This is a genomic window from Agrococcus sp. SL85, assembly GCF_026625845.1.
Lineage (GTDB): Bacteria > Actinomycetota > Actinomycetes > Actinomycetales > Microbacteriaceae > Agrococcus.
This window is the reverse complement of sequence record NZ_CP113066.1, coordinates 2,152,654-2,178,597: the sequence shown is the minus strand read 5'-3', so window position 1 is coordinate 2,178,597 and position 25,944 is coordinate 2,152,654. Positions and strand designations below refer to the sequence as shown.

Sequence of the window (25,944 nt, the reverse complement as noted above, 5' to 3'; positions counted from 1 at the left end):
GCTGACGACGACGTCGTGTTCGTGGACGGCGTCCGCACCCCCTTCGGGCGTGCGGGCGAGAAGGGGATGTACTGGGGCACGAGAGCCGATGACCTCGCGGTCAAGGCGCTCACGGGCCTGCTGGAGCGCAACCCCTCGCTCCCCCTCGACCGCATCGACGAGGTGGCGATCGCCGCCACGACCCAGACCGGCGACCAGGGGCTCACGCTCGGCCGCACCGTGGGCATGCTCGCGGGCCTGCCCGTGCAGGTGCCCGGCTACGCGATCGACCGCATGTGCGCGGGCGCCATGACGGCCGTCACCGCGGTCGCGGGCGGCATCGCGCTCGGCGGCTACGACGTCGCCATCGCCGGCGGCGTCGAGCACATGGGGCGCCACCCCATGGGCCTCGATGCCGACCCCAACCCTCGCTTCGTGGCCGAGAAGCTGGTCTCGATGGACGCGCTCAACATGGGCAAGACCGCCGAGCGCATCCACGACCGCTTCCCCGAGCTCACGAAGGAGCGGGCCGACCGCTTCGCGATGCGCAGCCAGGAGAAGTACGCCGCCGCGCTCGCCGCCGGGCACATCCAGCCCGACCTCGTCCCCGTCGCGACGCAGTCGACGTCCGGCTGGGGCCTCGCGACCGCCGACGAGGCGCCGCGACCCGAGACGACGATGGAGGGCCTCGCGACCCTCAAGACGCCGTTCCGCGAGCACGGCCGCGTGACGGCGGGCAACGCCTCGGGCCTCAACGACGGCGCGACGATGTCGATCATGGCCTCGGGCCGCGCGGCGAAGGAGCTGGGCCTCGCGCCCAAGATGCGCCTCGTCTCGTTCGGCTTCGCGGGCGTCGAGCCCGACATCATGGGCATCGGCCCGGTGCCCTCGACCGAGAAGGCGCTCGCGAAGGCGGGCCTCTCGATCGACGACATCGGCCTGTTCGAGCTCAACGAGGCCTTCGCCGTCCAGGTGCTCTCGTTCACCGACCACTTCGGCATCGCCGACGACGACGCGCGCGTGAACCCGTGGGGCGGCGCGATCGCGATCGGCCACCCGCTCGCCTCCTCGGGCGTGCGCCTCATGCTGCAGCTCGCGCGCCAGTTCGAGCAGCACCCGGAGGTCCGCTACGGCCTGACCGCCATGTGCGTCGGCCTCGGCCAGGGCGGCTCGGTCATCTGGGAGAACCCCCACCACAAGCACTACGGGAAGAGGAAGTGATGGCGATCCGCGACGAGTTCCCCCGCCTGGCCGCCGCCGAGTTCGACGAGGTCGTCACGCACTCCTACGTGCGCGACGTCGCGCTGCCCTCTGGCCGCACGCTCGCCCTCGTCACGCTCGACAACGGGCGCGACCACACGCGCCCGTCGACGCTCGGCCCGCAGACGCTCTTCGGGCTCGGCGACGTGCTCCTCGAGCAGCGCGCCCGCGGGGCGCGCGGCGAGATCGCGGCGATCGCGGTCACGGGCAAGCCCTACTTCCTGGCCGCGGGCGCCGACCTCTCGAACGTCTCCGCGATCCCCGACCTCGAGACCGCGGCCGAGCTGCCGAGGCTCGGCCACCGGGTGCTCGGGCTGCTGCACGAGGCCGGCGTGCCGACCTTCGTGTTCATCAACGGACTCGCGCTCGGCGGCGGCCTCGAGATCGGCCTGAACGCCGACTACCGCACCATCAGCTCGGCCGCCCCCGCGGTCGCGCTGCCCGAGACGTTCCTGGGCCTCGTGCCCGGTTGGGGCGGCGCCACGATCCTGCCGAACCTCATCGGCATCGAGCGCGCGCTCAAGGTCGTCATCGAGAACCCGCTCAAGCAGAACCGCGTGCTGAAGCCCGCGGAGGCGCTCGAGCTCGGCATCGCCGACGCGATGTTCGGCCCGGCGACCTTCCTCGAGTCGTCGCTCGCGTGGGCCGACGCCGTCCTCGGCGGCAGGAAGGTGGAGCGCCCGAACACGCCCGGCACCCTCGAGCGCACCGTCAAGTGGCCGATCGCGATCAAGGTCGCGCGCGACATGCTGCGCTCGAAGCTCGGCGAGGTGCCCCAGGCGCCCTACCGCGCCCTCGAGGTGCTCGAGCTCGCCCGCAAGGACGACCGCGCCGCGGGCTTCGCGGCCGAGGACGCCGCGCTCGCCGAGCTCATCGTCGGCGACCAGTTCCAGGCCTCGATCTACGCCTTCAACCTCGTGCAGAAGCGCGCGAAGAAGCCCGCGGGCGCCCCGGACCCGAAGCTCGCGAAGCCCGTCTCGAAGGTCGGCATCATCGGCGCCGGCCTCATGGCGAGCCAGTTCGCGCTGCTGTTCCTGCGCCGCCTGCAGGTGCCCGTCGTGATCACCGACCTCGACCAGGCGCGCGTCGACCAGGCCGTCGCGGGCATCCGCGGCGAGATCGAGGCGCTGCGGGCCAAGGGGCGCGTGGACGACGACACGGCGAAGCGCCTCTCGGCCCTCATCGCCGGCACGGTCGACAAGGCCGACTTCGCCGACTGCGACTGGGTCATCGAGGCGGTGTTCGAGGAGCTCTCGGTGAAGCAGCAGGTCTTCGCCGAGGTCGAGCCGCACCTCTCCGAGACCGCGGTGATCGCGACGAACACCTCGAGCCTCTCGGTCGAGCAGATCGGCGCGACCCTCGCGCACCCCGAGCGGCTCGTCGGCTTCCACTTCTTCAACCCGGTCGCGGTCATGCCGCTCATCGAGGTCGTGCGGACGCCCTCGACCGACGACGCGACGCTCGCCACCGCGATGCGCGTCGCGAAGGACCTCAGGAAGAACGCCGTCATCACGCGCGACACGCCCGGCTTCGTCGTGAACCGCATCCTCGCGAAGCTGCTCGGCGAGGCGATGCACGCCGTGGAGCAGGGCACGCCCTTCGAGACCGTCGTCGAGGCCCAGCGCCCCTTCGGCTTCCCGATGGACCCCTTCGTGCTGCTCGACCTCGTGGGCCTCAAGGTCGGCGCCCACGTGCTCGACACGCACCACGGCGCCTTCCCCGAGCGCTTCTTCGAGTCGCCCGCGCTGCACGAGCTGGCCGCCGAGGGCGTGCTGCTCGAGAAGGACGGCAAGGGCAACCCGAAGGGCATCGACAAGCGCGCCCGGAAGATCGTCGCGAAGCACACGCCCGCCGACGCGGTGCCGCTCACGGCCGAGGAGCTGCGCGTGCGGATCGAGGACGGCCTGGCCGACGAGATCCGCCGCATGCTCGACGACCAGGTGGTCGCAGGCCCTGAGGACATCGACCTGTGCATGATCCTCGGCGCGGGCTGGCCGTTCCAGATGGGCGGCATCACGCCGTACCTCGACCGGTCGGGCGCCTCGGAGCGCGCGTTCGGCGGCACCTTCCACGAGCCGCGCATCGCGGGGCCCGCCGCCCGCGAGGGCGCATCGGTCGCCGGGGCCGCGTAGCCCTCGGTAGCCTCGCTGGGTGATCTCCGCAGCGCTCCAGCACGCCGACGCCCTCGCCCGTGACCTCGCCTCCGCGGGGCTCACGGGCGGGGGCGTCCGCGCGCTCGTCGGCGACGACGCGGCCGACGCCCTCGCCCGGATGTCCGCGGCGCCCGCCCGCCGCGCGGCGCTGCGCTCGCCCGGGCCGCTGGCGACGCTCCTGCGCTCGCTCGTGCTGGGCGACCGCGTGCCCGCGGCGGCGCTCGCCGCGGCCCTGCCGGAGGCGGGCCTCGCGGGCGCCGCGGCGCTGGGGCTCGTCGTGCTCGACGACGACGAGGCCGTGCCGCTGCTCGCGGTGCGGCCGGTCGCGATGCGCGACGCGCTCGGCGAGGTCGAGTGGTGGATCGCGAGCGACCTCGACGAGCTCTCGGGCCAGCGGCCGCTCCGCCCCGACCACGTGCTCGGCGTCGGCGGCGCGGCACGCACGCTCGTGCAGGCTGCTGCCGCCCGTGGCGGCGGGCACCGCGCTCGACCTCGGCACGGGCTGCGGGATCGTGGCGCTCCACCTGCGGCGCTTCGCCGAGCGGGTCGTCGCGACCGACGTCTCGCGGCGCGCGCTCGAGCTCGCCGCGCTCAACGCCGCCCTCAACGGCGTCGACGGCATCGAGCTGCGCCTCGGCAGCCTCTACGAGCCGGTCGCCGACGAGCGCTTCGACCTCATCGCCTCGAACCCGCCGTTCGTCATCACGCCGCGCGCCGAGGGCATGCCCGCCTACGAGTACCGCGATGGCGGCCTCGAGGGCGACCGCCTCATGCAGGCGGCCGTCGCCGGGGCGGCCGCGCACCTGGCGCCCGGCGGCGCCGCGCGCATGCTCGGCAACTGGGAGTCCCGGGACGGATCGGCCGGGCGCGAGCGCGCGCTGTCGTGGGCGGGCGACGACACCGGCGCCTGGGTGCTCGAGCGCGAGGCGCTCTCCCCCGTCGCCTACGCCGAGCTGTGGCTGCGCGACGGCGGCACCCGGCCCGGCGACGACGAGCACGACGCGCTGCTGGGCGCCTGGCTCGACGACCTCGAGGCGCGCGGCGTCGACGAGGTGGGCATGGGCTGGGTGGTGCTGCAGCAGGACTCGGCGCTGCGTCGCGCCGAGCGCATCGCGCAGCCCGTCGCCCTCGAGCAGGCGGGCTCGCACCTGGCGGCATCGGTCGACGCGGCCGGCTGGGCGGCGGAGCAGGACGACGACGCGCTCGCCGCGGCGACGCTCGTCGTCGCGCCCGACGTCACGGAGGCACGGCACCAGCTGCCCGGCGCCGCCGGGCCGAACGTCATCGAGCTGCGCCAGGGCGGCGGCCTCGCTCGGACGCTGTCGGTCGACACGGCCCTCGCCGCGCTCGTCGGCGCGTGCGACGGCGAGCCTGCCCGTCGGCGTGCTCGTGGGCGCGATCGCGGGGCTGCTGGAGGTCGACGAGGCCGTGCTGGCCGCCGACCTGCTGCCGCGCGTGCGCGAGCTCGTGCGGATCGGGATGCTCGCGCCCGACGCGCAGCCCGCAGCGAGCTGAGCCCCAGCGCGCAGCGGTCGAGGCCCCAGCGCGCAGCGGTCGAGGCTCAGCGGTCGAGATAGGGCTCGCGCGCCGCCGCGACCGCGAGGCCCACGCGGTTGGGCGCCTGGTAGACGCGCAGCAGCGCGCGCACGTGGCTCTCGACGGTGCGGGCCGAGCGGCCGAGCGCCGCGGCGATCTCGCGGTCGGTGCGCCCCTCGACGACCAGCTCGAGCACCGCCGACTGCGCGGGCGTCACGGGTCGGCGCGGCAGCAGCTCCTCGCGCAGCCGCACCAGCGCGTCGCGCCTTGGCCCCTCCCACATCTGCAGCACGCGCAGGCCCCGCGCGAGGTCGGCCGCGGCGGCGGCCGGGGCTCCCTCGCGGATCCTCGCGATCGCGCGCAGCCGGAGCGCCGCGCCGCGGAGGTGCGCGGGCGCGGGGCCGTCGCACCACGCGTCGAGCGCCGCGACCCGCGACCAGGGGCTCGGCGCGGCGGTCGCCTCCAGCAGCGCCGCCCAGGGCTGCGGCCACGCCGAGCGGTCGGCGCCGAAGACGCGCGCGAGGGCGGCGTGGACCTCGGCGAGCGGCATGCCCGCCTCGAGCGCCAGGAGGCCCGCCCGCATGAGCCGCGGCACGGTACGGCCCGTCGGGACCGCCCGCGCGAGACCGCGCAGCGCGGCCTCGAGCGATCCTGCGCCCGCGGCGGCCGCGACGACGCCGCCCATCGCGCCCCAGCGCCGCGTGGCGAGCTCGCTGCGCCCGACCGCGAGCGCCTGCGCCGCCGCGCCGAGCCTCGCGCGCCTCGCGCAGCATCCCGCGCTCGAGCGCGAGCTGCGCCGCGTCGAGCGAGATGCCCACGCGCTCCGAGTGCAGCAGCCGGCGCGTCTCGAGGGCGTGGTGGGTCCACTCCCAGGCGCGGTTCCAGTCGCCGATCGTGATCGCCACGTCGATCGAGCGGCGGTCGATCGTGCCGCGGCGCCCGAGCTGGTCGGCCAGCGAGCGCGCCTCGCCGATCGCGAGCAGCGCGTCGACGTGCCCGGGCTCGCCGGGGCCGAGGCCCAGCGCCTCGAGCCGGTCGATCCGCGCCGAGAGCCGGTTGTTCGCAGCCCGGGCCGCGGTCGGCAGCGACGAGGGCAGCAGCGGGAGGAGGCGCAGCGACTCGCGCACGGCGTCGTCGAGGTCGGCGTCGTCGCCCGCCCGCACGGCGTCGGTGATCCGCAGCTCGAGCGCGAGCCGCCTCCGCACGAGCGGATCGAGCACCCCGCCCGCGCCTCCTTCGAGCGCGCGCCACGCCGCGTCGGTCCTCGTCGCCGAGGGGGCGGGCTCCTCGGTCGCGAGGCGGAACGACACCGCGTGCACGTCGACGAAGAGCCGCTCGCCGTCGTCGCGCGCCTGCGCGCGCGCCTCCCGCAGCAGCGCCCGCGCGCCGATCTCGTCGCCCGAGTGCAGCAGCTCGCGCACGCGATCCATGCTGCGGTCGACGTCCATGCTCCGGATCCTACGGAGCATCCCTCACCGACATGCCGAGGAGGCGGAACGCGAGTCCGCGCTCAGGCGCGCTGCGCGTCGGCGAGCCGCGCCGCGACGTCGAGCGCGACGATCGGCACATCGCCCTCGGCGGCGAGCGCCGCGGCGCGGCCGTGGAGCCGCGCCCCCTCCACCGCGAGGGCCGCGAGGGCGTCGTGGCCGCCCGGCGCCAGGCGCGTCGCCGCGAGCGCGGCGCCCAGCAGGCCCGCGAGCACGTCGCCGGATCCGGCGACCGCGAGCCGGTGCGTCGGTGCGACGACCTCGAGCGCCTGGGCGCCCGGCGCCACGACCAGCGTCGTCGCGCCCTTCAGCAGCACGACGGCGCCGAGCGCCTCGGCGACGTGCGCGGCGGAGGCTGCAGGGTCCGCGCGCACGGACCGCGCGTCCGCGTCGCGGCCGAGCTCGCGGAGCATGCGAGCGAGCCTCCGCGGCGTGCGGCGTCAGCACGGTGGCGGCGCCGCGCGGGCGCACGAGGTCGAGGGCGCCCGCGTCGACGACTGCGGGCGCCGAGGAGCCGAGCGCCTCGGCCAGCAGCGCGCGGAGCCGCGGCGAGCGCTCCCTGGCATCCTGCCCGGAGCCCACGAGCCACGCGTCGACCTCGGCGGGCGCCTCGTCGAGGTCGACGCACACGGTCTCGGGCCTGCGCGCGAGCACGAGGTCCTGCACGCGCCGCGGGGCGTGCAGTCGCACCGTGCCGACGCCGGTGCGCCAGGCCGCCTCGACCCCCAGCACCGCTGCGCCCGGGTAGCGCTCGGAGCCCGTGACGACGCCGAGCACGCCCATGGTCCGCTTGTCGTCCTCCGGTCCGGGCGCGCGCAGCCAGCTCATGCGGCGACGATACCCGCGCCTCCCGTGCGCTCAGGCCGCGGCGCCCGTGGGCACGGGCCAGAGGCGATCCACCCCGCGGCCGTGCGCGAGCAGCACGGCGCGCAGGCTCGACCTCCAGGCCGCGCGCGCCACGCCGGATCGCGTCGCACCACGCGAGGTCGTCGGGCGTCGGGCTGGCGGGCCCCGGCCGCTCGAGCACGACCGCCACCTGGGCCGCGACCTGCGCGACGACGCCGAGGGTCGTGCGCACGGTCATGGGCGCGGCGGCGTCCGGCGTGCGGGGCGATCCCTCGATCTGCGGCAGGAGCGGCAGCTGCCGACCCTCGTGGTCGAGCAGGAGCAGCCAGAGCCGCGGCACGATGCCCTCGCCGAGGAGGCTGCGGGCGCGCTCCAGGAGCGCGTCGTCGTCGGCGAGCGGGAGGTCGCCGAGGGCGAGGAGGTCGGGAGCGGGCAGATCGCTGCGGGAGAGGTCATCCATGCCGCGCAGGGAACGCCATCCGGCGACATGCTCGCGGCGACTCCTCGGCGCGCTGTGGAGAACGACCCTGCGAGACAGGCGGGCCGAGCGGCCCTAGGCGTCGCGCTGCACGCCCTCCGCGGGCTCCTCGGCCTCGGTCGTCGCGTCGATGACCGCCGCGTCGACGACCGAGGCGTCCACGCGCAGCTCCAGCTCGTCCGGCAGCGGTCGCGCCACCGGCAGCTTGCCCGCGCCCAGCACCTGCTGCACGATGTCCCGCGCGATCGCCTGGGCCGAGAGCCCGACGTCCTCGAGGATCTCGCCGCGCTCGGCGTGGTCGATGAACGCGTCCGGCAGGCCCAGCTCGTCCACGGCCGTGTCGACCCCCGCGGCGCGCAGGTCCTGGCGGATCCGCGTGCCGATGCCGCCCACGCGCACGCCGTCCTCGAGCGTGATGACGATGCGGTGCTCGCGCGCGAGCTCGACGACCGTCTCGGGCACGGGCACGACCCAGCGCGGGTCGACGACGGTCACGCCGATGCCCTGCGCCTGCACGCGCTGCGCGACGTCCATCGCGAGGTGCGCGAAGGCACCGATGGCGACGATGAGCACGTCGCGGTGCGCGGCCTCGACGAGCACGTCGACGCCGTCGTCGGTGCGACGGACGGCGTCGAGCTGGTTGGGCACCGAGCCCTTCGGGTAGCGGATGACCGTGGGCGCGTCGTCGACGGCGATCGCCTCGCGCAGCTCCTCCTCGAGGCGCAGCGCGTCGCGCGGCGCCGCGAGCCGGATGCCGGGCACGAACTGCAGGAGCGCGAGGTCCCACATGCCGTGGTGGCTGGGGCCGTCGGGGCCGGTGACGCCGGCGCGGTCGAGCACGAAGGTGACGCCCGCGCGGTGCAGCGCGACGTCCATGAGCACCTGGTCGAAGGCCCGGTTCATGAAGGTCGCGTAGATCGCGACCACGGGGTGGAGCCCGCCGTAGGCGAGGCCCGCCGCGGTCGTGACGGCATGCTGCTCGGCGATGCCCACGTCGAGCACGCGGCTCGGGTCGAGGGCGGCGAGGCGGTCGAGGCCCGTGGGGCGCAGCATCGCCGCGGTGATCCCCACGACGCGCTGGTCGGCGCGCGCGATGCGCACGAGCTCGTCGGCGAACACCGAGGTCCAGGCGGGGCGCCCCGCGCTCGCGATCGGCTCGCCGGTCTCGGGGTCGATCTGGCCGACGGCGTGGAACTGGTCGGCCTCGTCGTTGATGGCCGGGTCGAAGCCCTGGCCCTTCTGCGTGATCACGTGGACGATGACGGGCGCGCCGAAGTCGCGCGCCTGCGTCAGCGCCACCTCGAGCGCCTCGGGGTCGTGCCCGTCGATCGGGCCGAGGTACTTGATGTCGAGGTTCGAGTAGAGCGCCTCGTTGTTGACGAAGCGGGAGAGGAAGCCGTGGGTCGCGCCGCGCACGCCGCGGTAGAAGGCCCGGCCCGGGTGCCCCAGGTGCGAGAACAGCCGCTCGGAGGAGCCGCGCAGGCTGCGGTACGAGGTGCGCGTGCGCACGCCGTTGAGGAACCGAGCCATGCCGCCGATCGTCGGCGCGTAGGAGCGCCCGTTGTCGTTCACGACGATGACGAGGCGGCGCCGGTTGTCGTCGGAGATGTTGTTGAGCGCCTCCCACGTCATGCCGCCCGTGAGCGAGCCGTCGCCGACGACCGCGACGACCGATCGGTCGTGCTGGCCCGTGATGTCGAAGGCGCGGCTGATGCCGTCGGCCCAGGACAGCGACGAGGACGCGTGGCTCGACTCGACGATGTCGTGCTCGCTCTCGGCGCGCTGCGGGTAGCCGGCGAGGCCGCCGCGCTGGCGGAGCCGCGAGAAGTCCTGACGGCCCGTGAGCAGCTTGTGCACGTACGACTGATGGCCCGTGTCGAAGACGAACGCGTCGCGCGGCGAGTCGAAGACCCGGTGCATCGCGATGGTCAGCTCGACGACGCCGAGGTTGGGGCCCAGGTGGCCGCCGGTGCGCGACACCTCCCGGATGAGGAAGGCGCGGATCTCGGCCGCGAGCTCGCGCACCTCGGCGCGCGAGAGGCGGTCGAGGTCGCGAGGGCCGCGGATCTGCTCGAGGATGCTCATGGGCCTCCCATGCTACGGCGCGCGCCCCTGGGAGGCCCCGCGCCGGGCTGGGAGCGGCCTCAGCGGACGTGCATCCCGGTCACCGCAGCAGGCGGGAGCAGCGGAACGCGCCGAAGCCCTCGATCGGCAGCGCCTCGAGCCCGAGCACGAGTCGGGCAGGCAGACGAGCAGGCTGAAGCCGTGCACGAGGCGCTCGGGGTCGTCGCCCGGCGCCTCGAGCGCGGCCGCCACGGCCTCGTCCATGACGACGACCTCGCCGCGCTCCCCCATCGCCGCCAACATCGCCGCGAGCACGGGCACGGGATCGGGCATGTCGTGCACGCACTCGAGCGCGAGGGCGAGGTCGTGGGGCCCTCGGGCGGCGAGCGCGGCGCCGCCCTCGAGGTCGACGGCGACCCGGTCGTCGACGCCGGCCTCGGCGGCGTGCGCCCTCGCGAGCTCGAGCGAGGGCGCGTCCACGTCGATGCCGTCCACGCGGAGCCCCGGATGCGCGAGCGCGAGCGCGACGGCCGCGTGCCCTGCGCCGCAGCCGACGTCCGCGACCCGCGCCCCGTCCCGCGCGAGCAGCGCGGCGAGCGCGGGCACGGTGGCGAGCGCCTCGGGCAGCCTCGCGAACCAGGGCCGGTTCATGTCGGCCTGCGACTCGCGCGCGTCCGGGCCGAGCTGCGCCCAGGAGACGCCGCCGCCGTGCCGGTACGCCTCGAGGAGCGCGGGCGCCTGCGCCGCGGCGGCGGCGAGCATGCGCGGCAGCGGGGCGAGGTGCGCGAGGCTCTCGGCGTCGGTCAGCACCTCCGCCGCGCCCGCGGGCAGCCGGTAGCGGTTGCCGGCGGCGTCCTCCCCCGGCTCGAGCGCCAGCAGCCCCGTGACCGCCTGCTGCTCGAGCCACTCCCGCGCGTAGCGCGCGTCCGTGTCGGTGCGGGCGGCGAGCTCGGGCGCGGTGGCGGGTCCGTCGTCCGCGAGGCTCCGGTACCACCCCAGCCGGTCGCCGAGGTGGATCGCGAGCACGTCGATCGCGCCCAGCGAGCCTGCAGGATCCGCTCGGCCACAGCCTCCGCGTCGTCCTCGATCGTGCGCATGGCAGCTCCGCCCCGCGGGCCGCTCCGCTGCCCGCTGGCTGCACGCTGCGCCCGGTGCGGGCCGCGCGGAACGGGCGACCTGCACGCACGACGACGGCCCGCCCTCCGGGCGGAGGACGGGCCGTCGATCAGGCTGCTGCCGGTGCTGCTCAGACGAGCGAGCGGAGCACGTACTGCAGGATCCCGCCGTTGCGGTAGTAGTCCGCCTCGCCGGGGGTGTCGATGCGGACGACCGCGTCGAACTCGATCGTCTGCTTGCCCTCGGGGCTGTGCGCCGTGGGGGTCGCGACGACCTTCAGCGTCTTGGGCGTGACGCCCTCGTTCAGCTGCTCGAGGCCCGTGATCGAGATCTCCTCGGTGCCGTCGAGGCCCAGGCTCTCCCAGCTCTCGCCTGCCGGGAACTGCAGCGGCACGACGCCCATGCCGATGAGGTTGGAGCGGTGGATGCGCTCGAACGACTCGGTGATGACGGCCTTCACGCCCAGCAGGTTCGTGCCCTTGGCGGCCCAGTCGCGGCTCGAGCCCGAGCCGTACTCCTTGCCGCCGAGCACGACGAGCGGGATGCCCTGCTCCTGGTAGTGCTGCGATGCGTCGTAGATGAACGCCTGCTCGCCGCCCTCGGTCGTGAAGTCGCGCGTGTAGCCCCCCTCGACGCCGTCGAGGAGCAGGTTCTTCAGGCGGATGTTCGCGAACGTGCCGCGGATCATCACCTCGTGGTTGCCGCGGCGCGAGCCGTAGGAGTTGAAGTCCTTGCGGTCGACGCCGTGCTCCGTGAGGTACTGGCCCGCGGGGCTGTCGGCCTTGATGCTGCCGGCCGGCGAGATGTGGTCGGTCGTGACCGAGTCGCCGAGCTTCGCGAGCACGCGGGCGCCGGTGATGTCGGCGACGGGCGCCGGCTCCATCGTCATCCCCTCGAAGTACGGGGGCTTCCGCACGTACGTCGACTGCGCGTCCCACTCGAACACGTCGCCGTCGGGCGTGGGCAGGCTCTGCCAGCGCTCGTCGCCGTCGAAGACGGCAGCGTACTGCTGCGTGAACATCTCGGTGTCGATCGAGCCGTCGATCGTCGCCTGCACCTCGTCGGCCGAGGGCCAGATGTCGGCGAGGAAGACGTCCTCCCCGTCCTTGCCCTTGCCGAGCGGCTGCTGCGCGAAGTCAAAGTCCATCGTGCCGGCGAGCGCGTAGGCGATCACGAGCGGCGGCGACGCGAGGTAGTTCATCTTCACGTCGGGGTTGATGCGGCCCTCGAAGTTGCGGTTGCCGGAGAGGACGGCGGTCACGGCGAGGTCGTTGTCGTTGACCGAGGCCGAGATCTCCTCCTTCAGCGGGCCGGAGTTGCCGATGCAGGTCGTGCAGCCGTAGCCGACGAGGTAGAAGCCGAGTGCCTCGAGGTCGCCCCAGAGGCCCGCCTTCTCGTAGTAGTCGGTGACGACCTTCGAGCCGGGCGCCATCGTCGTCTTGACCCATGGCTTCGACTCGAGGCCCTTCGCGACCGCGTTGCGGGCGAGGAGGCCCGCGGCGAGCATGACCGAGGGGTTCGACGTGTTCGTGCACGAGGTGATCGCGGCGATCGCGACGTGCCCGTGGTCGAGCTCGAAGGTCTCGCCGTCGACCGTCACGTCGACGGGCTTCGAGATGCGCGTCGTCGCGGCCTTCGCGGGCTCGACGACGTCGTTCTCGGTGTCGGGCGTGATCGCGCCGGGGTCGGAGGCCGGGAAGGTGCCCTCGACGGCGGCGTCGACCGTGTCCTTCGCGGGCTGCGTCGCGTAGTTCTGGAGGTCGGCCTCGAACTGCGTCTTCGCGGCCGTGAGCTCGATGCGGTCCTGCGGGCGCTTCGGGCCGGCGATCGACGCGACGACGGTCGACAGGTCGAGCTCGAGGTACTCCGAGAAGACCGGCTCGACCGAGGGGTCGTGCCAGAGGCCCTGCTCCTTCGAGTAGGCCTCGACGAGCGCGACGGTCTCGGCCGGGCGGCCGGTGAAGCGCAGGTAGTCGAGCGTGACGTCGTCGACGGGGAAGATGGCGGCCGTCGAGCCGAACTCGGGGCTCATGTTGCCGATCGTGGCGCGGTTCGCGAGCGGCACAGAGGCCACGCCCGTGCCGTAGAACTCGACGAACTTGCCGACGACGCCGTGCTTGCGGAGCATGTCGGTGATCGTGAGCACGACGTCGGTCGCCGTGACGCCCGAGGGGATCTCGCCCGTGAGCTTGAAGCCGACGACGCGCGGGATGAGCATCGAGACGGGCTGGCCGAGCATGGCCGCCTCGGCCTCGATGCCGCCGACGCCCCAGCCGAGCACGCCGAGGCCGTTGACCATCGTGGTGTGCGAGTCGGTGCCGACGACGGTGTCGGGGTACGCGGTGAGCTCGCCGCCGAAGGTGCGCGAGTAGGTCACCTTCGCGAGGTTCTCGATGTTCACCTGGTGGACGATGCCCGTGCCCGGGGGCACGACCTTGAAGTCGTCGAAGGCGGTCTGGCCCCAGCGCAGGAACTGGTAGCGCTCGCCGTTGCGCTCGTACTCGATCTCGACGTTGCGCTCGAGCGCGTCGGGCGTGCCGAAGAGGTCGGCGATGACCGAGTGGTCGATGACGAGCTCGGCGGGGGCGAGCGGGTTGATCTTCTTGGGGTCGCCGCCGAGCTCGGCGACGGCCTCGCGCATCGTGGCGAGGTCGACGATGCAGGGGACGCCGGTGAAGTCCTGCATGACGACGCGCGCCGGCGAGAACTGGATCTCGGTCGAGGGCTCGGAGTCGGCGACCCACGAGCCGAGCGACGCGATCTGCTCCCTGGTGACGTTCGCGCCGTCCTCGGTGCGGAGCAGGTTCTCGAGCAGCACCTTGAGGCTGAACGGCAGGCGCTCGTGCCCCTCGACGGTGTCGATGCGGTAGACGGTGTAGTCGGTGCCGCCGACCGACAGCGTGCTCTTGCTGCCGAAGCTGTTGGGATTCGCCATCGTGGTCTCCTCCGGGGTTCGCGGGTGCGCTGGGGCGTGACGAGCCTACGCCGCCGATCCGCCGCGCACAGGGGTGCGCCGCCGCTCGGCGACGAGATGTCTTGACGTCAAGATACCTTAGCGCGGCTGGGCGTCGCTCGGGGCCGAGGCGGCCGGATCGGGCGTGTCGAGCACCGTGCGCACCATGAGCCACGTCACCCACATCGCGGCGAGGTAGAGCGGCACGCCCATGAGCAGCTTCGTGGCCGCGAGGGCCTCGACGGCGCCGGGCGTCCCAGCGTCGGCGGCGAGGTACATCGGCACCTGCACGGCGAGGCGTGCCGCGACGACGCCGAGCCAGAGCACCGTGGCGCGCCAGGCGACGGTCCGCTTCGCCCGCTCGGTGCGCCAGGCGTGGGGCCTGCCGGTGAGGGCGCCCACGACGATGCCGACGAGCGGCTTCCGCGCCAGCATCGAGCCGATCAGGACGAGCACCACGATCGTGTTGACCGTGAAGCCCCACAGGAAGTTGTCCTCGCCCTGGCCAGTCAGGAGCGCGGCGACCGCCGAGATGCCGACGCCGATGAGGCCGGCGAACGCGAGCGCCGGCTGCCCCTTCTGCAGCACCCGCCAGAGCACGAAGGCCACGGAGACCCCCAGCGGCACGAGCACCGCGATCGCCACGTCCCTCGTGAGCGTGAAGAGCGCGAGGAAGAGGATGCCGGGCAGCAGCGACTCGATCAAGCCGCGCACGCCGCCCATCGCGCCGAGCAGCGCACCGGCGCTCGGCGCCGCCTGCGGGTCCAGCTGGCCGAGGCGCGAGCCGCGGATCGCGGCGCCGACCTGCTCCGAGAACGACGCCTCCGGGGCGCCGTCCTCGCCGGCGCCCGCGGGCCGCTCCTCGGGGGTCCGCTCGTCGCGCTCGACCATCAGACCGGCTTGGGCGCGGTGAGCGTGATGAGCTCGCGCGGCGGCATGGGCTCCTGGCCGCGGCACACGACGGTCGAGCGGAAGAGCTCGATCGCGAGCGCGGCGCGCTCGTCGTCGATCGCGGCCTGGCCGCCGATGAGGCCCTGCAGCATCCAGCGCGGCCCGTCGACGCCGACGATGCGCACCGCGCGCGGCGCGCCGTCGGGGCCCGACTGCAGACGGGCGCGGAGACTCGGGGCCGAGGAGGCCCTCGGCCTCGTCGACCGTGGCGCCCTGGCGCTCGAGCTGCGCGCGCAGCACCTCGCGCACCGGAGCCCAGATGCCCTCGCTGCGCGGCGCCGCGAACGGCTGCAGCTGCACTGTGGAGCCCTCGTGCTCGAGGGTGACGGCCACGATGCGCTTCGTCTTCTCCTCGACCTCGAGGCGCATCTGCATGCCCGGGCGGGGCACGATGCGCAGGCCGCCGAGATCGACGTAGGGCCGCACGGGCGCCTCGGACTCGTCGAGCGGGCCCGCCTCGCCGCGGTCGCTCGGGGCGCTCTTCTCGATGAGCTCCTCGTCGGCCTCGAATGCCTCGTCGTTCGTCGTGTCGGTCATCGACCGCTCCCCTCCGTCGCTGCGCGGAGCCCGGTGGACCCGTGCCCGCCCTCGCCGCGGTCCGATCCGGGCAGCCGCTCCACCTCGACGAAGCGCACGCGCTCGACGCGCTGGACCACCAGCTGCGCGATGCGGTCGCCCGCCTCGATGCGGTGCGGCTCGTCGCCCGTGTTCAGCAGGTTGACCTTGATCTCGCCGCGGTAGCCCGCGTCGACCGTGCCCGGCGCGTTCACGATCGTGATGCCGTGCTTCGCGGCGAGCCCGCTGCGCGGGTGCACGAAGGCGGCGAAGCCGTCCGGCAGCGCGATCGCGACGCCCGTGCCCACGAGCGCGCGGGCGCCGGGCTCCAGCACGACCGGCTCGGCCGCGTGGAGGTCCGCACCGGCATCGCCCGGGTGCGCGTAGCGCGGCACCGGCGCGCCGGTGATGAGGACCTCGACCTGCTCCATCGTCCCCACGGTAGTGGAGCGGGGCCGGGAGGCGGAATCGGCGGGCCGCGACGACGGTCGTCGCGCGGGCGCGGCGCGGCCCACCGGCGCGGGATGATGGAGGCATGGCCTCCTCCATCTCCTACCGCGAGCGGCTCGCGCCGCCGCTGTGGCTGCTCGTCGTCCTGCTGCTCATCGTGCCCGCCGTGCTCGCGGTGTTCCTGCCGATCAGCCTCGCCTGGGGCGCGGTGGTCGCGGTGGCGATCTACGCGCTCGTCGTGGCGATCCTGTGGCTGTCGTCGCCCGTCGTCGAGGTCGCGGAGGGCGCGCTGCGCGCGGGCCGCGCGCGCATCGAGGTGGTGCACCTCGGCGTCGCGGAGCCGCTCGAGGCCGACGCCGCGCGCGAGGCGATGCGCACGGGCTGGGACGCGGCGGCCCACCACGTGACCGTGCCGTGGACGCGCGCGCTCGTGCGCGCGAGCGTCGTCGACGAGGCCGATCCCACGACCGCGTGGCTCGTCAGCACGCGCCGGCCGGCGGCGCTCGCCGCGGCGATCGAGGCCGCTCGCCCCTGACCGCGCTCCCCCGCGCACGACGACGCCCGCGCCGTGGTGGCGCGGGCGTCGTCGTGGTTGCGGGGCTCGGTCAGGAGCACTCGCGGCAGATCGGGCCGAGCTTCGACTCGTGGTCGAACTGCAGGCGGTGCTTCACGAGGAAGCAGCTCACGCAGGTGAACTCGTCCTCCTGCGGCGGCAGCACGACGACGTCGAGCTCGACGTCGGCGAGGTCGGCGGCGGAGAGGTCGAAGCTGCCCGGGTTGTCGGCGTCGTCGTCCGTCGCGACGCTCTTCGCGGGGACGCGCTCCTTGAGGGCCTCGATCGACTCGTTCGAGTCGTCGTCGGTCTTGCGCGGGGCGTCGTAGTCGGTGGCCATTCGGCAGTCCTTGCGATGGGGTTCCAGCGTGCGTCGGCGCACATTCTGCACGACTGCGACCTCAGAGGCAAATCAGATATCCGAGACGTGCATCGGGCTCGGCCGACGGAGGGACGGGGCCCGGTGGATCCGAGCCCGGTTCGAGCCCCGCACCCGACGGAACGCGCGGCGCGCCCGGCGCATTCCCGAGCCGCGTGCGGCCCGCGTGGGAGGCTGTCGCACGACCCCACCCGCAGCAGGAAGGACCGGCGGATCATGCAGCAGCTGAGCGTCATCGGCGTGGAGGACGACCAGCTCGTCCTCGAGTCCGAGTCGGGCGAGCGCTACCGCGTCCCCGTCTCCGCGCTGCCCGAGCGCAGCAAGCGGCCGAGCGCCATCCCGGCGCGCGAGCGCAAGGCCAGCCCGCGCGACGTGCAGGCCCTCATCCGCGGCGGCATGACCGCCGAGGAGGTCGCCGCCTCCACCGGCGAGGAGCTCGCCTACGTGCAGCGGTTCGAGGGCCCCGTGCTCGCCGAGCGCGCTCACATGCTCGACAGCGCGCTCTCGATCCCCGTCGCCACGGGCGACATCGATCCGCTCGCGGGCGAGACGAGCTTCGGCGCCGCGATGGACGACCGGCTCGACGACCTGCGCGCCTCCGACCGCGAGTGGGCGGCCTGGAAGGACACGGAGGGCGGTGCCTGGACGGTGCGCCTGCGCTTCACGACCGAGGGCATCCAGCACGAGGCCACGTGGGCGTGGGAGCCGAAGAAGGCCTCGCTCCTGCCGCGCGGCAAGGAGGCGACGTCGCTGAGCCAGTCGGGCGACGCGTCGAGCGTGCTCGTGCCGCGCCTCCGCGCGATCGACCGCCAGGCGCGTCCGGTGGCCCCTGGATCGACCGGTGCCGCCTCCGCCCCGGCCGCCGACGCCGCGCCTCCCATCCAGCAGCGCGCGGAGCGGCGCCCCGCCGAGCGCCGCGGCGACTCTGGCCGCATCGACCTCGGCCAGGGCGGCGGGGCTGCCGGATCCGGTCGTCCGGACGCCGCTCGCTCGGACACCGGTCGCGTCGACGCCGCCCGCACCGACACCGGCCGCTTCGACTCCGACGCCTTCCGCACCATCGAGCGCGGTCGCCGCTCGGCGCCGGCTCCCGTCGAGCCCGGCGTGGGCCTCGAGGACGCGGTCGACGGCGCTCGCCGCTCGCCCGAGGAGGACCGGCAGGAGGCGACGCGCGCTGACAACCCGTGGCTGCGCCGCCGCACCGGCGAGGTGGGCACGCAGCCCGAGGGCGTGCAGGCGGCCGCGATCAACCGCTCGGCCGCGAGCGCGCAGCCGAACCACACGGCCGAGCTCCTCGACGCGCTCCGCCGCCGCCGCAGCGAGCGCGAGGACGCCCTCCGCACCGCGGAGACCGGCCCCGCGGCGCCCGAGCCCGAGGCGCTGCCCGAGCAGGAGGAGCCGCAGCGCCGCACGGCGGGCGCGACGGGCCCCGTGGGCGCGCGCAAGCGCGGCTCGCGCGCGGCGATGCCGAGCCTGGGACGAGATCGTCTTCGGCTCGCGCGCCGACGACGACCGCTGACGCAGCAGCGCGCCGCAGCGCGGCGAGGAGGGCGGGGCCGAGGGGCTCCGCCCTCCTCGCGTCCGGCGTGCTCGAGGCGCGACCCGTGGCGTGTCGCACGCCGGGCGACGCACCTGACTCGCTCGTCATGTTAGATTCGCGGCGCACAGTCCCGGGCACCGACGCCCCGTGCACCTACGAGGAGGTAGGCATGACAGCACCCACGCGAGAGGCGCAGCGCGACAACACGCGCTCCGGCCTCGGCCGCGTCGTCACCGCCGCGATGGCCGGCACGGTCGTCGAGTGGTACGAGTTCTTCCTGTACGCGACGGCAGCGACGATCGTCTTCAACGTCATCATGTTCCCGCCGTCGGATGACCCCTACGCGCCGATCATCGCCGCATTCCTCACCTACGCGGTGGGCTTCGTGGCCCGCCCGCTGGGCGGCATCGTCTTCGGGCACTTCGGCGACAAGTTCGGTCGCAAGAAGCTGCTGCAGTTCGCGATCATCCTCGTGGGCGTCGCGACCTTCCTCATGGGCTGCCTGCCGACCTTCGACCAGATCGGCTACTGGGCGCCCGCGCTCCTCGTGCTGCTGCGCTTCGCCCAGGGCTTCGCGGTCGGCGGGGAGTGGGGCGGCGGCGTGCTGCTCGTGGCCGAGCACTCGCCCAACAAGGAGCGCGGCTTCTGGTCGTCGTTCCCGCAGGCGGCGGTGCCCGCGGGCAACCTGCTCGCGACCCTCGTGCTGCTCGTGCTGCAGTGGACCCTCTCGGACGAGGACTTCCTCGGCTGGGGCTGGCGCATCGCGTTCTGGCTCTCGGTCGTCATCGTCGGCGTCGGCTACTACATCCGCACGCGCGTCGAGGACGCGCCGATCTTCCAGTCCGTCCGCGAGGAGGTCGCGGAGTCGAAGGCGCAGTCGTACGGCGTGCTCGAGGTGCTGAAGCGCTACCCCAAGGGCGTGCTCACGGCCATGGGCCTCCGCTTCGCGGAGAACGTGCTCTACTACCTCGTCGTCACGTTCTCGATCGTGTACCTGCGCACGTACCTCGAGTACGACGTCGCGCGCATCCTCGGCCTCATGGCGATCGCGCACGTCGCGCACTTCGTCTTCGTGCCGATCGTCGGCCGCTTCGTCGACAGCGTGGGCCGCAAGCCCATGTACCTCGTCGGCACCCTGCTCGGCGCGACGTGGGGCTTCTTCGCCTTCCCGATGTTCGAGTCGGGCAACGACGTCGTCATCCTCGCCGCGATCATCATCGGCCTGGCCTTCCACGCCCTCATGTACGCCGGGCAGCCGGCGATCATGGCGGAGCTCTTCCCGACGCGCATGCGCTACTCGGGCGTCTCGCTCGGCTACCAGGTGACGTCGATCGTCGCGGGCTCGCTCGCGCCGATCATCGCGACCGCGCTGCTCGGCCAGTTCGGCAGCTCTGTCCCGGTCGCGATCTATCTGGTCATCTGCTGCGCGATCACGCTCATCGCCGTGCTCGCGCTCAAGGAGACCAAGGGCATCTCGCTCCACGACGTCGACGACGCCGACCGCGAGCGTCTGCTGCAGGAGAAGGGCACGGTCTGAGCGACCGTTCGCCCGGGACGCGCGGCTGACGCGTGCCCCGGCACCGCGGGCGGCGAGGGCACCCTCGCCGCCCGTCCTGCTCCCCGGCGATAGCGTGGGAGCACAACCCAACGGAGGGAATCGACGATGACGTCCATCGCCTGGATCGGGCTCGGCAACATGGGCAGCCGCATGTCGGCGCACCTCGTCTCGGCGGGGCACGACGTGCGCGGCTTCGACGTGGTCGAGGCGCTGCGCGCACGCGCCGCGGAGCACGGGATCACGCCCACGGCCTCGATCGCGGAGGCCGTCGAGGGCGCGGAGGTCGTGATCCTCTCGCTGCCGAAGGGCGACCACGTGCGCGAGGTGCTCGCGGGCGCCGAGGGCGTCTTCGCCCACGCCGCCGCCGGCACGCTCGTGCTCGACACCTCGACCGTCGACGTCGAGACCTCCGCCTGGTGCCACGACGAGGCGGGCTCGCGCGGGCTGCGCTTCGTCGACGCGCCGGTCTCCGGCGGCATCCAGGGCGCAGCGGCCGCGACCCTCACGTTCATGCTCGGCGGCGACGCCGCCGACGTCGAGGACGCCCGCGCCGTCGTGACGCCCATGGCCGGCAACGTCTTCGCCGTGGGCGAGGCGACGCACGGCATCGCGGCGAAGCTCGTGAACAACATGATGCTCGGCATCTCGATCCTCGCGATGAGCGAGGGCTCGCAGCTCGCGAAGCAGCTCGGCTTGGATCCCAAGGCCTTCTTCGACGTCGCGCGCGTCTCCTCCGGCGATTCCTGGGCGGTGCGCACCTGGTACCCCGTCCCGGGGGTCGTCGCCGGCTCCGCGGCCGACGACAACTTCGACGCCTCGTTCTCGGCGATGCTCGCGCACAAGGACGTCGCGCTCGCGGTCGCGGGCGCCGAGGCGACGGGCGTGGCGGTGCCGGCCGCGACGCTGATCCGCGACCAGCTGCAGCGGCTCCTCGACGACGGCCTCGGCGGCAAGGACTGCACGCTCGTGGTGCGCGAGGCGAGCCCCGACGGCGCCGTCGAGGGCTGGGACGGCCGCTGATGCGGATCCGCGGCGCGGTGCTGCGGGCGATCGGCGCCGAGCGCCCGTTCGTCACGTCGCGACCCCTCGAGCTCGTCGAGCTCGAGCTCGACGAGCCGGGGCCCGGTGAGCTGCTCGTGCGCATCGAGGCCGCGGGCCTGTGCCACTCCGACCTGTCGGTCGTCGACGGCGCGCGGCCGCGGCCGGTGCCGATGCTGCTCGGCCACGAGGCCGCGGGCATCGTGGAGGCCGTGGGCCCTGGCGTGGACCTCGCCATCGGCACGCGCGTGGTGACGACGTTCCTCCCCCGCTGCGGCGACTGCGCCGCGTGCGCGACCGACGGGCGGCTGCCCTGCGAGCGCGGCTCCGCCTCGAACGGCGCGGGCGAGCCTGCTCGGCGGCGGGCGGCGCCTCCACGAGGTCGACGGCGACGGCTCGACGCCGGTGCACCACCACCTGGGCGTCTCGGCCTTCGCGACCCACGCGGTGCTCGATCGCCGCTCGGTGGTGCCCGTGGGCGCCGACGTGCCGCCGGCGGTCGCCGCCGTCCTCGGGTGCGCGATGCTCACGGGCGGCGGGGCCGTCGTGAACGCCGGGCGCCCGCGCGAGGGCGACGACGTCGTCGTCGTGGGCCTCGGCGGCGTCGGGATGGCGGCCCTGCTCGCCGCGCGATCGCTCGGCCTCGGCCGTGTCATCGGCGTCGACGCCGTGCCCGCGAAGCTCGAGTCCGCGCGCCAGCTCGGCGCCGACCTCGCGCTCACGCCCGAGGCGGCGCTCGAGCAGGGCCTGCGCGCCCCGGTCGTCGTGGAGGCGGCGGGCCATCCGAAGGCCTTCGAGACCGCCTTCGCGCTCACGGCGCCGGGCGGCACGACCGTCACCGTGGGCCTGCCGCACCCCGACGCGCGGTCGTCGCTCTCACCGCTGGTCATGACGGCGGAGGCCCGCACGGTCGTGGGCTCGTACCTCGGCTCCGCCGTGCCCTCGCGCGACATCCCCCGCTACGAGCAGCTGTGGCGCCAGGGACGCCTGCCCGTCGAGGCGCTCGTGACGAGCGAGATCGGGCTCGAGGGCCTCAACGAGGCGCTCGACACGCTCGCCGAGGGGCGCGCGATCCGGCAGGTGGTGCGCTGCTAGCCGCGCGGCTCAGCGGCGGCGGCCGCGGCTCCGGCGGCCCTGCGGCCCGCGTCCCCGGCTCTCGGCTCGGTCCGACAGGCGGTTCGCGATGAAGCCTGCGACGGCGGTGACGACGGTCGTGATGAGCCAGCGGCGCATGGGATCTCCTCCTCGTGCGCGGTCCAGGCCGCGCGGTCGCGCGAGCGGCCTCGTGCCGGACGCGACGGGCGGCACCCTGCGCGCCCGCACCACTGAGACGTCACGGCCGGCCGATCCGTCACGGATCCGCGCGGCATCTCCGCAGGCTCAGGCGAACGCGCCGAAGCGGCGCAGCGGCACCCGCAGCTCCTCGGACGTGAGCGAGCCGTGCTGGCCGACCATCCCGCGCGCCGGATCCGCCTCGTCGAGGTAGAGCGCGTACCGGCCACGAGCGGCGACGACGACGTCTCCGAAGCGCGGCGCGACCTCCGGGTCGAGCTCCCCCAGCCAGCCGGCGGCGGCGACCTCCTCGCGCGTCGCGACCCAGGCGGCGTCGCCAGCCCATCCGCGCCAGCGCTCGGCGAGCGCGGCGGCGTCGGCGCCGTCGGCCACGTGCAGGCTGCAGCGCGCGCGGCTCCCCCGCCACGTGCGCGACGTGCTCGAGGAGCTCGGCCGGCACGACGAGGTGGGCGGTGGCGGGCACGTCGACCATGCCGTGGTCGGCGGTGAGCAGCAGGCCGACGTCGCGCGGCAGGCCGCGCACGAGGCCCGCCACCTCGCCGTCGACCGCCTCCAGCGCGTCGATCCAGGCGCCGTCGCCCCAGCCGCGGTCGTGGCCGATGCGGTCGAGCTCGGGCACGTAGAGGTAGACGAGCGAGCGCTCGCGCGCCGCCTCGGCGGCGATCGCGAACCGCTCGGCGACGGTGCGGCCGCCGCGGTACTCGGCGCCGCGCAGCACGCCCTGCGTGAAGCCGGAGGCCGCGTGCTTGGGCTCGGCGACGACGATCGACGGCGTGGTCTCGAACGCCGTCCGGCGGCGCTGCCAGGTGGCCGGGTCCATCGGCCCGCCCCAGTCGCGCAGCTGGTTGCGCACGCCGGCACCCGGCACGAGCGCGTCGTAGCCGACGATGCCGTGCTGCCCCGGCAGCGCGCCCGTGGTGAGCGAGGCGAGGGCCGACGCGGTCGTGGAGGGAAAGCCGGCGTCGATCGAGCCGCCGGGCGCCGCGGCGATCGTGCGGGCGTGGCCCGAGCGCTGGCCCAGCCTGCGCGGCGCCCAGGCCGTCGACGAGGAGCACGACGGCGCCCGCGACCCGCGGCAGCCGGATCGCGCCCTGCTCGCCGCGCATGGCGGCGGCGGCGCTCACGAGCACGTCGGCGAGGGCGGGCGCGTCGGCGCGGCGTGCGGGCAGCATGCTGCGACGCTACCGGGCAACGGCCGCCTCGCGCGCGCGGCGGTGCGCCTCCGAGCGCGCGCGGCGCGTCGTCGGTAGCGTGCCAGGAGCCCATGAACGCCACGCCTCCCATCGACAGCACCGCGCCCGACGCCGAGCGCATCGACGACATCGATCTCGCGAGCGAGATGCAGGACTCGTTCCTCGAGTACGCCTACTCCGTCATCTACGCCCGCGCGCTCCCGGACGCCCGCGACGGCCTGAAGCCCGTGCAGCGCCGCATCCTCTTCCAGATGGCGGAGATGGGCCTGCGCCCCGACCGCGGCCACGTGAAGTGCGCGCGCGTCGTCGGCGAGGTCATGGGCAAGCTGCACCCGCACGGCGACTCCGCCATCTACGAGGCGCTCGTGCGCCTCGCGCAGGACTTCACGCTGCGCCTGCCGCTCGTCGACGGCCACGGCAACTTCGGTTCGCTCGACGACGGCCCTGCCGCGCCCCGCTACACGGAGGCGCGCCTCGCGGCCGCCGGCCTGTCGCTCACGGAGGGCCTCGACGAGGACGTCGTCGACTTCGTGCCCAACTACGACAACCAGTTCCAGCAGCCGGACGTGCTGCCCGCCTCGTACCCGAGCCTGCTGGTGAACGGGGCCTCCGGCATCGCGGTCGGCATGGCCACGAACATGGCGCCGCACAACCTCGTGGAGGTCGTGCAGGCGGCGAAGCACCTGCTCGCCCACCCGCAGGCGACGACGGCCGACCTCATGCGGCACGTCCCCGGGCCGGACCTGCCGGGCGGCGGCGTCATCGTGGGCCTCGACGGCATCCGCGACGCCTACGAGACCGGCCGCGGCTCGTTCCGCACGCGCGCCCGCGCCTCGATCGAGCGCCAGGGCCGCAAGACGCAGATCGTCATCACCGAGCTGCCCTACCTCGTCGGCCCCGAGCGGATCATCGAGAAGATCAAGGACGGCGTGCAGGCGAAGAAGCTGCAGGGCATCGCCGACGTGCAGGACCTCACCGACCGCAAGCACGGCCTGCGCCTCGTGATCCCGGTGAAGACGGGCTTCGACCCCGAGGCAGTGCTGCAGCTGCTCTACCGCTACACGCCCCTCGAGGACGGCTTCTCGATCAACGCGGTCGCGCTCGTCAAGGGCGTGCCGGAGACGCTGGGCCTGAAGGACCTGCTGCGCGTCTACCTCGACCACCGCGTCGGCGTCGTGCGCCGGCGTACCGCCTACCGCCTCGCGCGCAAGCAGGAGCGCCTGCACCTCGTCGAGGGCCTCCTCATCGCCATCGTCGACATCGACGAGGTGATCCAGCTCATCCGCTCGAGCGACGACGCCGAGCAGGCCCGCACGCGCCTGCGCGACGTGTTCGACCTCTCCGAGCCGCAGGCCGAGTACATCCTCGAGCTGCGCCTGCGCCGCCTCACGAGGTTCTCGCGCATCGAGCTCGAGGCCGAGGCCGACGAGCTGCGCGCCGCGATCGCCGAGCTCGAGCGCATCCTCGGCTCCGAGCAGGTGCTGCACGACCTCGTCGCGCACGAGCTCGACGAGGTCGCCGATCGATTCGGCACGCCCCGGCGGACCGCGCTCACCGAGGGCGGCGCGACGCCGACGCGCGGCAAGGCCGCGGCCGTGCAGGCGGAGGTCGCGGATGCGCCCACGACGGTGATCCTCTCGGCCACGGGCCGCCTCGTGCGCGTCGACGGCGAGGAGCCCATCCCCGTGCCGGCGCGCCGCAGCCGCCACGACGCCATCCGCGGCACGGTGACGACGACCACGCGCGGCGCCTACGGCCTCGTCTCCTCCTCGGGCGTCGTGCACCGGCTCACCCCGCTCGACCTGCCCTCGGTGCCGCCGGCCTCGATCGGCCTGACCGCCGGCGTCAAGCTCAAGGACCTCGTGCAGCTCGGCCGCGGCGAGGAGGTCGTCGGCATCGTCGACGTCGCCGATGAGTCGCCGTGGCTCGTCGCGACCGCCCAGGGCATCGTGAAGCGCGTGAAGCCCGCGGAGCTGCGCGACCGCGAGGGCGAGGCGCTCATCGCGCTGAAGGCCGGCGACCGCGTCATCGGCGTCGCACCGGCGGCCGACGAGGCCTGGATCGTGCTCGTCACCTCCGACGCCCAGCTGCTGCGCTTCCAGGCCTCCGGCGTGAACCCCCAGGGCCCCGGCGCCGGCGGCATGAAGGGCATCGGCCTCAAGGGCTCCGCGCTCGTGCGCTTCGCGGGCGTCGTCGGCGAGGACGCCGAGGTCGTCACCGTCACCGAGACCGCCGAGACGCTCGCGGGCCTCGACGAGCCGCGCGTGAAGGTGTCGGCGCTCGAGGAGTTCCCCGCCAAGGGCCGCGGCACCGGCGGCGTCGCCGCGCACCGCCTGCTCAAGGGCGAGGTGGGCATCTCGCTCGCCTGGGCCGGCCCCGCGCCGCTCGCCGTGGGCGCCGACGGCGCGCAGCGACAGCTTGCCTCCGGGCGGCGCGCCGCGCACGGGCTCGGGCGTCGCCATCGACGGCGCGATCGGCGCGATCGGCAGCCGCCTGGGCGGCTGACGCCCGGCAGGTCGCCGACCGGTCGCTCGAGCCGCCAGCGGTCACGAACGGCTGGCC

Annotated in this window: 19 protein-coding genes and 5 pseudogenes; 11 read left to right on the top strand and 13 right to left on the bottom strand. The window is 74.5% G+C overall.

Annotated features, from left to right (window positions below; translation table 11 throughout):
• The first annotated feature begins 15 nt into the window (after positions 1-15).
• The 4 genes and pseudogenes from OVA14_RS10820 (at position 16) to OVA14_RS10810 (ending at position 4,969) form a co-directional block, all read left to right on the top strand.
• Entirely contained in the window at positions 16-1,200 is a 1,185-nt protein-coding gene (locus OVA14_RS10820; protein WP_420710660.1) for a thiolase family protein, read from the top strand.
• The gene (locus OVA14_RS10815; RefSeq protein WP_267503871.1) at positions 1,200-3,371 is read left to right on the top strand and encodes a 3-hydroxyacyl-CoA dehydrogenase NAD-binding domain-containing protein; all 2,172 of its coding nucleotides are present in this window, start codon (positions 1,200-1,202) and stop codon (positions 3,369-3,371) included. The genes OVA14_RS10820 and OVA14_RS10815 overlap by 1 nt, the downstream gene beginning before the upstream one ends.
• Before the next feature lie 19 nt (positions 3,372-3,390).
• Positions 3,391-3,630 (top strand): annotated as a pseudogene (locus OVA14_RS13935) (DUF7059 domain-containing protein); the annotation flags it as partial.
• Between the two features lie 229 nt (positions 3,631-3,859).
• A complete protein-coding gene (locus OVA14_RS10810) occupies positions 3,860-4,969 on the top strand; it encodes a methyltransferase (RefSeq protein ID WP_267503870.1) in 1,110 nt (369 codons plus the stop codon).
• Here the strand turns inward: OVA14_RS10810 and OVA14_RS10805 are convergent.
• The 10 genes and pseudogenes from OVA14_RS10805 to dut all read right to left on the bottom strand — a co-directional run bounded on the left by OVA14_RS10805 (position 4,954) and on the right by dut (position 15,809).
• Complete coding sequence (locus tag OVA14_RS10805) at positions 4,954-5,613, bottom strand: helix-turn-helix transcriptional regulator (RefSeq protein ID WP_267503869.1); 660 nt, start codon at positions 5,611-5,613, stop codon at positions 4,954-4,956. The two genes, OVA14_RS10810 and OVA14_RS10805, sit on opposite strands and share 16 nt — an antisense overlap.
• Positions 5,614-6,438: 825 nt before the next feature.
• Positions 6,439-6,828 (bottom strand): NAD(P)H-hydrate dehydratase, encoded by a 390-nt coding sequence (locus OVA14_RS10800; protein WP_267503868.1) that lies wholly within the window; start codon positions 6,826-6,828, stop codon positions 6,439-6,441.
• Positions 6,829-6,892: 64 nt separating this feature from the next.
• Positions 6,893-7,198 (bottom strand): annotated as a pseudogene (locus OVA14_RS10795) (NAD(P)H-hydrate dehydratase); the annotation flags it as partial.
• Positions 7,199-7,814: 616 nt separating this feature from the next.
• Positions 7,815-9,824 (bottom strand): 1-deoxy-D-xylulose-5-phosphate synthase, encoded by a 2,010-nt coding sequence (gene dxs, locus OVA14_RS10790; protein WP_267503867.1) that lies wholly within the window; start codon positions 9,822-9,824, stop codon positions 7,815-7,817.
• A 12-nt stretch (positions 9,825-9,836) separates the two neighbouring features.
• The gene (locus OVA14_RS10785) at positions 9,837-10,829 is read right to left on the bottom strand and encodes a class I SAM-dependent methyltransferase (RefSeq protein ID WP_267503866.1); all 993 of its coding nucleotides are present in this window, start codon (positions 10,827-10,829) and stop codon (positions 9,837-9,839) included.
• Positions 10,830-11,049: 220 nt separating this feature from the next.
• Entirely contained in the window at positions 11,050-13,854 is a 2,805-nt protein-coding gene (gene acnA, locus OVA14_RS10780) for an aconitate hydratase AcnA (protein ID WP_267503865.1), read from the bottom strand.
• A 117-nt stretch (positions 13,855-13,971) separates the two neighbouring features.
• Positions 13,972-14,829, bottom strand: a complete 858-nt coding sequence (locus OVA14_RS10775; protein WP_420710659.1) for a DUF3159 domain-containing protein — start codon at positions 14,827-14,829, stop codon at positions 13,972-13,974.
• Positions 14,763-14,948, bottom strand: coding sequence for a DUF3710 domain-containing protein (locus OVA14_RS10770; RefSeq protein WP_267505572.1), 186 nt, complete (start codon positions 14,946-14,948; stop codon positions 14,763-14,765). The genes OVA14_RS10775 and OVA14_RS10770 overlap by 67 nt, the downstream gene beginning before the upstream one ends.
• A gap of 115 nt (positions 14,949-15,063) precedes the next feature.
• Positions 15,064-15,360, bottom strand: a pseudogene (locus tag OVA14_RS10765) (DUF3710 domain-containing protein); the annotation flags it as partial.
• Positions 15,357-15,809 carry a dUTP diphosphatase gene (dut, locus tag OVA14_RS10760; protein ID WP_267503864.1) on the bottom strand — a complete coding sequence of 151 codons (453 nt, stop codon included), beginning with the start codon at positions 15,807-15,809 and terminating at the stop codon, positions 15,357-15,359. The pseudogene OVA14_RS10765 and the gene dut, both read right to left, overlap by 4 nt.
• 104 nt (positions 15,810-15,913) lie before the next feature.
• On the opposite strand from dut, the gene OVA14_RS10755 reads away from it, so the two are divergent.
• Positions 15,914-16,363, top strand: a complete 450-nt coding sequence (locus tag OVA14_RS10755; RefSeq protein WP_267503863.1) for a DUF3093 family protein — start codon at positions 15,914-15,916, stop codon at positions 16,361-16,363.
• Positions 16,364-16,433: 70 nt separating this feature from the next.
• Here the strand turns inward: OVA14_RS10755 and OVA14_RS10750 are convergent, their stop codons facing one another.
• Positions 16,434-16,721: a DUF4193 domain-containing protein gene (locus tag OVA14_RS10750; RefSeq protein WP_188717424.1), complete on the bottom strand. Its 288-nt coding sequence runs from the start codon at positions 16,719-16,721 to the stop codon at positions 16,434-16,436.
• Between the two features lie 255 nt (positions 16,722-16,976).
• On the opposite strand from OVA14_RS10750, the gene sepH reads away from it, so the two are divergent.
• From sepH to OVA14_RS10730, 4 genes and pseudogenes are all read left to right on the top strand, one after another.
• Positions 16,977-18,413: a septation protein SepH gene (gene sepH / locus OVA14_RS10745; RefSeq protein ID WP_267503862.1), complete on the top strand. Its 1,437-nt coding sequence runs from the start codon at positions 16,977-16,979 to the stop codon at positions 18,411-18,413.
• Positions 18,414-18,469: 56 nt separating this feature from the next.
• On the top strand, positions 18,470-19,837 hold the full coding sequence (locus OVA14_RS10740) for an MFS transporter (protein WP_267503861.1): 1,368 nt from the start codon (positions 18,470-18,472) through the stop codon (positions 19,835-19,837).
• Between the two features lie 126 nt (positions 19,838-19,963).
• Positions 19,964-20,878, top strand: coding sequence for an NAD(P)-dependent oxidoreductase (locus OVA14_RS10735; protein ID WP_267503860.1), 915 nt, complete (start codon positions 19,964-19,966; stop codon positions 20,876-20,878).
• A pseudogene (locus OVA14_RS10730) lies at positions 20,878-21,991 on the top strand (zinc-binding dehydrogenase). Before OVA14_RS10735 ends, OVA14_RS10730 begins: the two are co-directional and overlap by 1 nt.
• Before the next feature lie 9 nt (positions 21,992-22,000).
• On the opposite strand, the gene OVA14_RS10725 reads toward OVA14_RS10730, so the two are convergent.
• On the bottom strand, positions 22,001-22,129 hold the full coding sequence (locus OVA14_RS10725; protein ID WP_267503859.1) for a hypothetical protein: 129 nt from the start codon (positions 22,127-22,129) through the stop codon (positions 22,001-22,003).
• 118 nt (positions 22,130-22,247) lie between these two features.
• The gene (locus OVA14_RS10720) at positions 22,248-23,096 is read right to left on the bottom strand and encodes an alkaline phosphatase family protein (RefSeq protein WP_267505571.1); all 849 of its coding nucleotides are present in this window, start codon (positions 23,094-23,096) and stop codon (positions 22,248-22,250) included.
• Positions 23,097-23,106: 10 nt separating this feature from the next.
• Here OVA14_RS10720 and OVA14_RS10715 point away from each other — a divergent pair, with 10 nt between their 5' ends.
• Positions 23,107-23,439 (top strand): hypothetical protein, encoded by a 333-nt coding sequence (locus OVA14_RS10715; protein WP_267503858.1) that lies wholly within the window; start codon positions 23,107-23,109, stop codon positions 23,437-23,439.
• Positions 23,440-23,453: 14 nt separating this feature from the next.
• Positions 23,454-25,887 (top strand): annotated as a pseudogene (locus tag OVA14_RS10710) (DNA gyrase/topoisomerase IV subunit A).
• Positions 25,888-25,944 lie beyond the last annotated feature (57 nt).

What these genes read in the sequence shown, in the direction of transcription:
- OVA14_RS10815 (WP_267503871.1), top strand. Translation starts at nt 1,200, where the DNA reads ATGGCGATCCGCGACGAGTTCCCCCGCCTGGCCGCCGCCGAGTTCGAC.
- OVA14_RS10805 (WP_267503869.1), bottom strand. Translation starts at nt 5,613, where the DNA reads ATGGGCGGCGTCGTCGCGGCCGCCGCGGGCGCAGGATCGCTCGAGGCC.
- OVA14_RS10800 (WP_267503868.1), bottom strand. Translation starts at nt 6,828, where the DNA reads ATGCTCCGCGAGCTCGGCCGCGACGCGGACGCGCGGTCCGTGCGCGCG.
- dxs (WP_267503867.1), bottom strand. Translation starts at nt 9,824, where the DNA reads ATGAGCATCCTCGAGCAGATCCGCGGCCCTCGCGACCTCGACCGCCTC.
- acnA (WP_267503865.1), bottom strand. Translation starts at nt 13,854, where the DNA reads ATGGCGAATCCCAACAGCTTCGGCAGCAAGAGCACGCTGTCGGTCGGC.
- dut (WP_267503864.1), bottom strand. Translation starts at nt 15,809, where the DNA reads ATGGAGCAGGTCGAGGTCCTCATCACCGGCGCGCCGGTGCCGCGCTAC.
- OVA14_RS10755 (WP_267503863.1), top strand. Translation starts at nt 15,914, where the DNA reads ATGGCCTCCTCCATCTCCTACCGCGAGCGGCTCGCGCCGCCGCTGTGG.
- OVA14_RS10750 (WP_188717424.1), bottom strand. Translation starts at nt 16,721, where the DNA reads ATGGCCACCGACTACGACGCCCCGCGCAAGACCGACGACGACTCGAAC.
- sepH (WP_267503862.1), top strand. Translation starts at nt 16,977, where the DNA reads ATGCAGCAGCTGAGCGTCATCGGCGTGGAGGACGACCAGCTCGTCCTC.
- OVA14_RS10740 (WP_267503861.1), top strand. Translation starts at nt 18,470, where the DNA reads ATGACAGCACCCACGCGAGAGGCGCAGCGCGACAACACGCGCTCCGGC.
- OVA14_RS10735 (WP_267503860.1), top strand. Translation starts at nt 19,964, where the DNA reads ATGACGTCCATCGCCTGGATCGGGCTCGGCAACATGGGCAGCCGCATG.
- OVA14_RS10725 (WP_267503859.1), bottom strand. Translation starts at nt 22,129, where the DNA reads ATGCGCCGCTGGCTCATCACGACCGTCGTCACCGCCGTCGCAGGCTTC.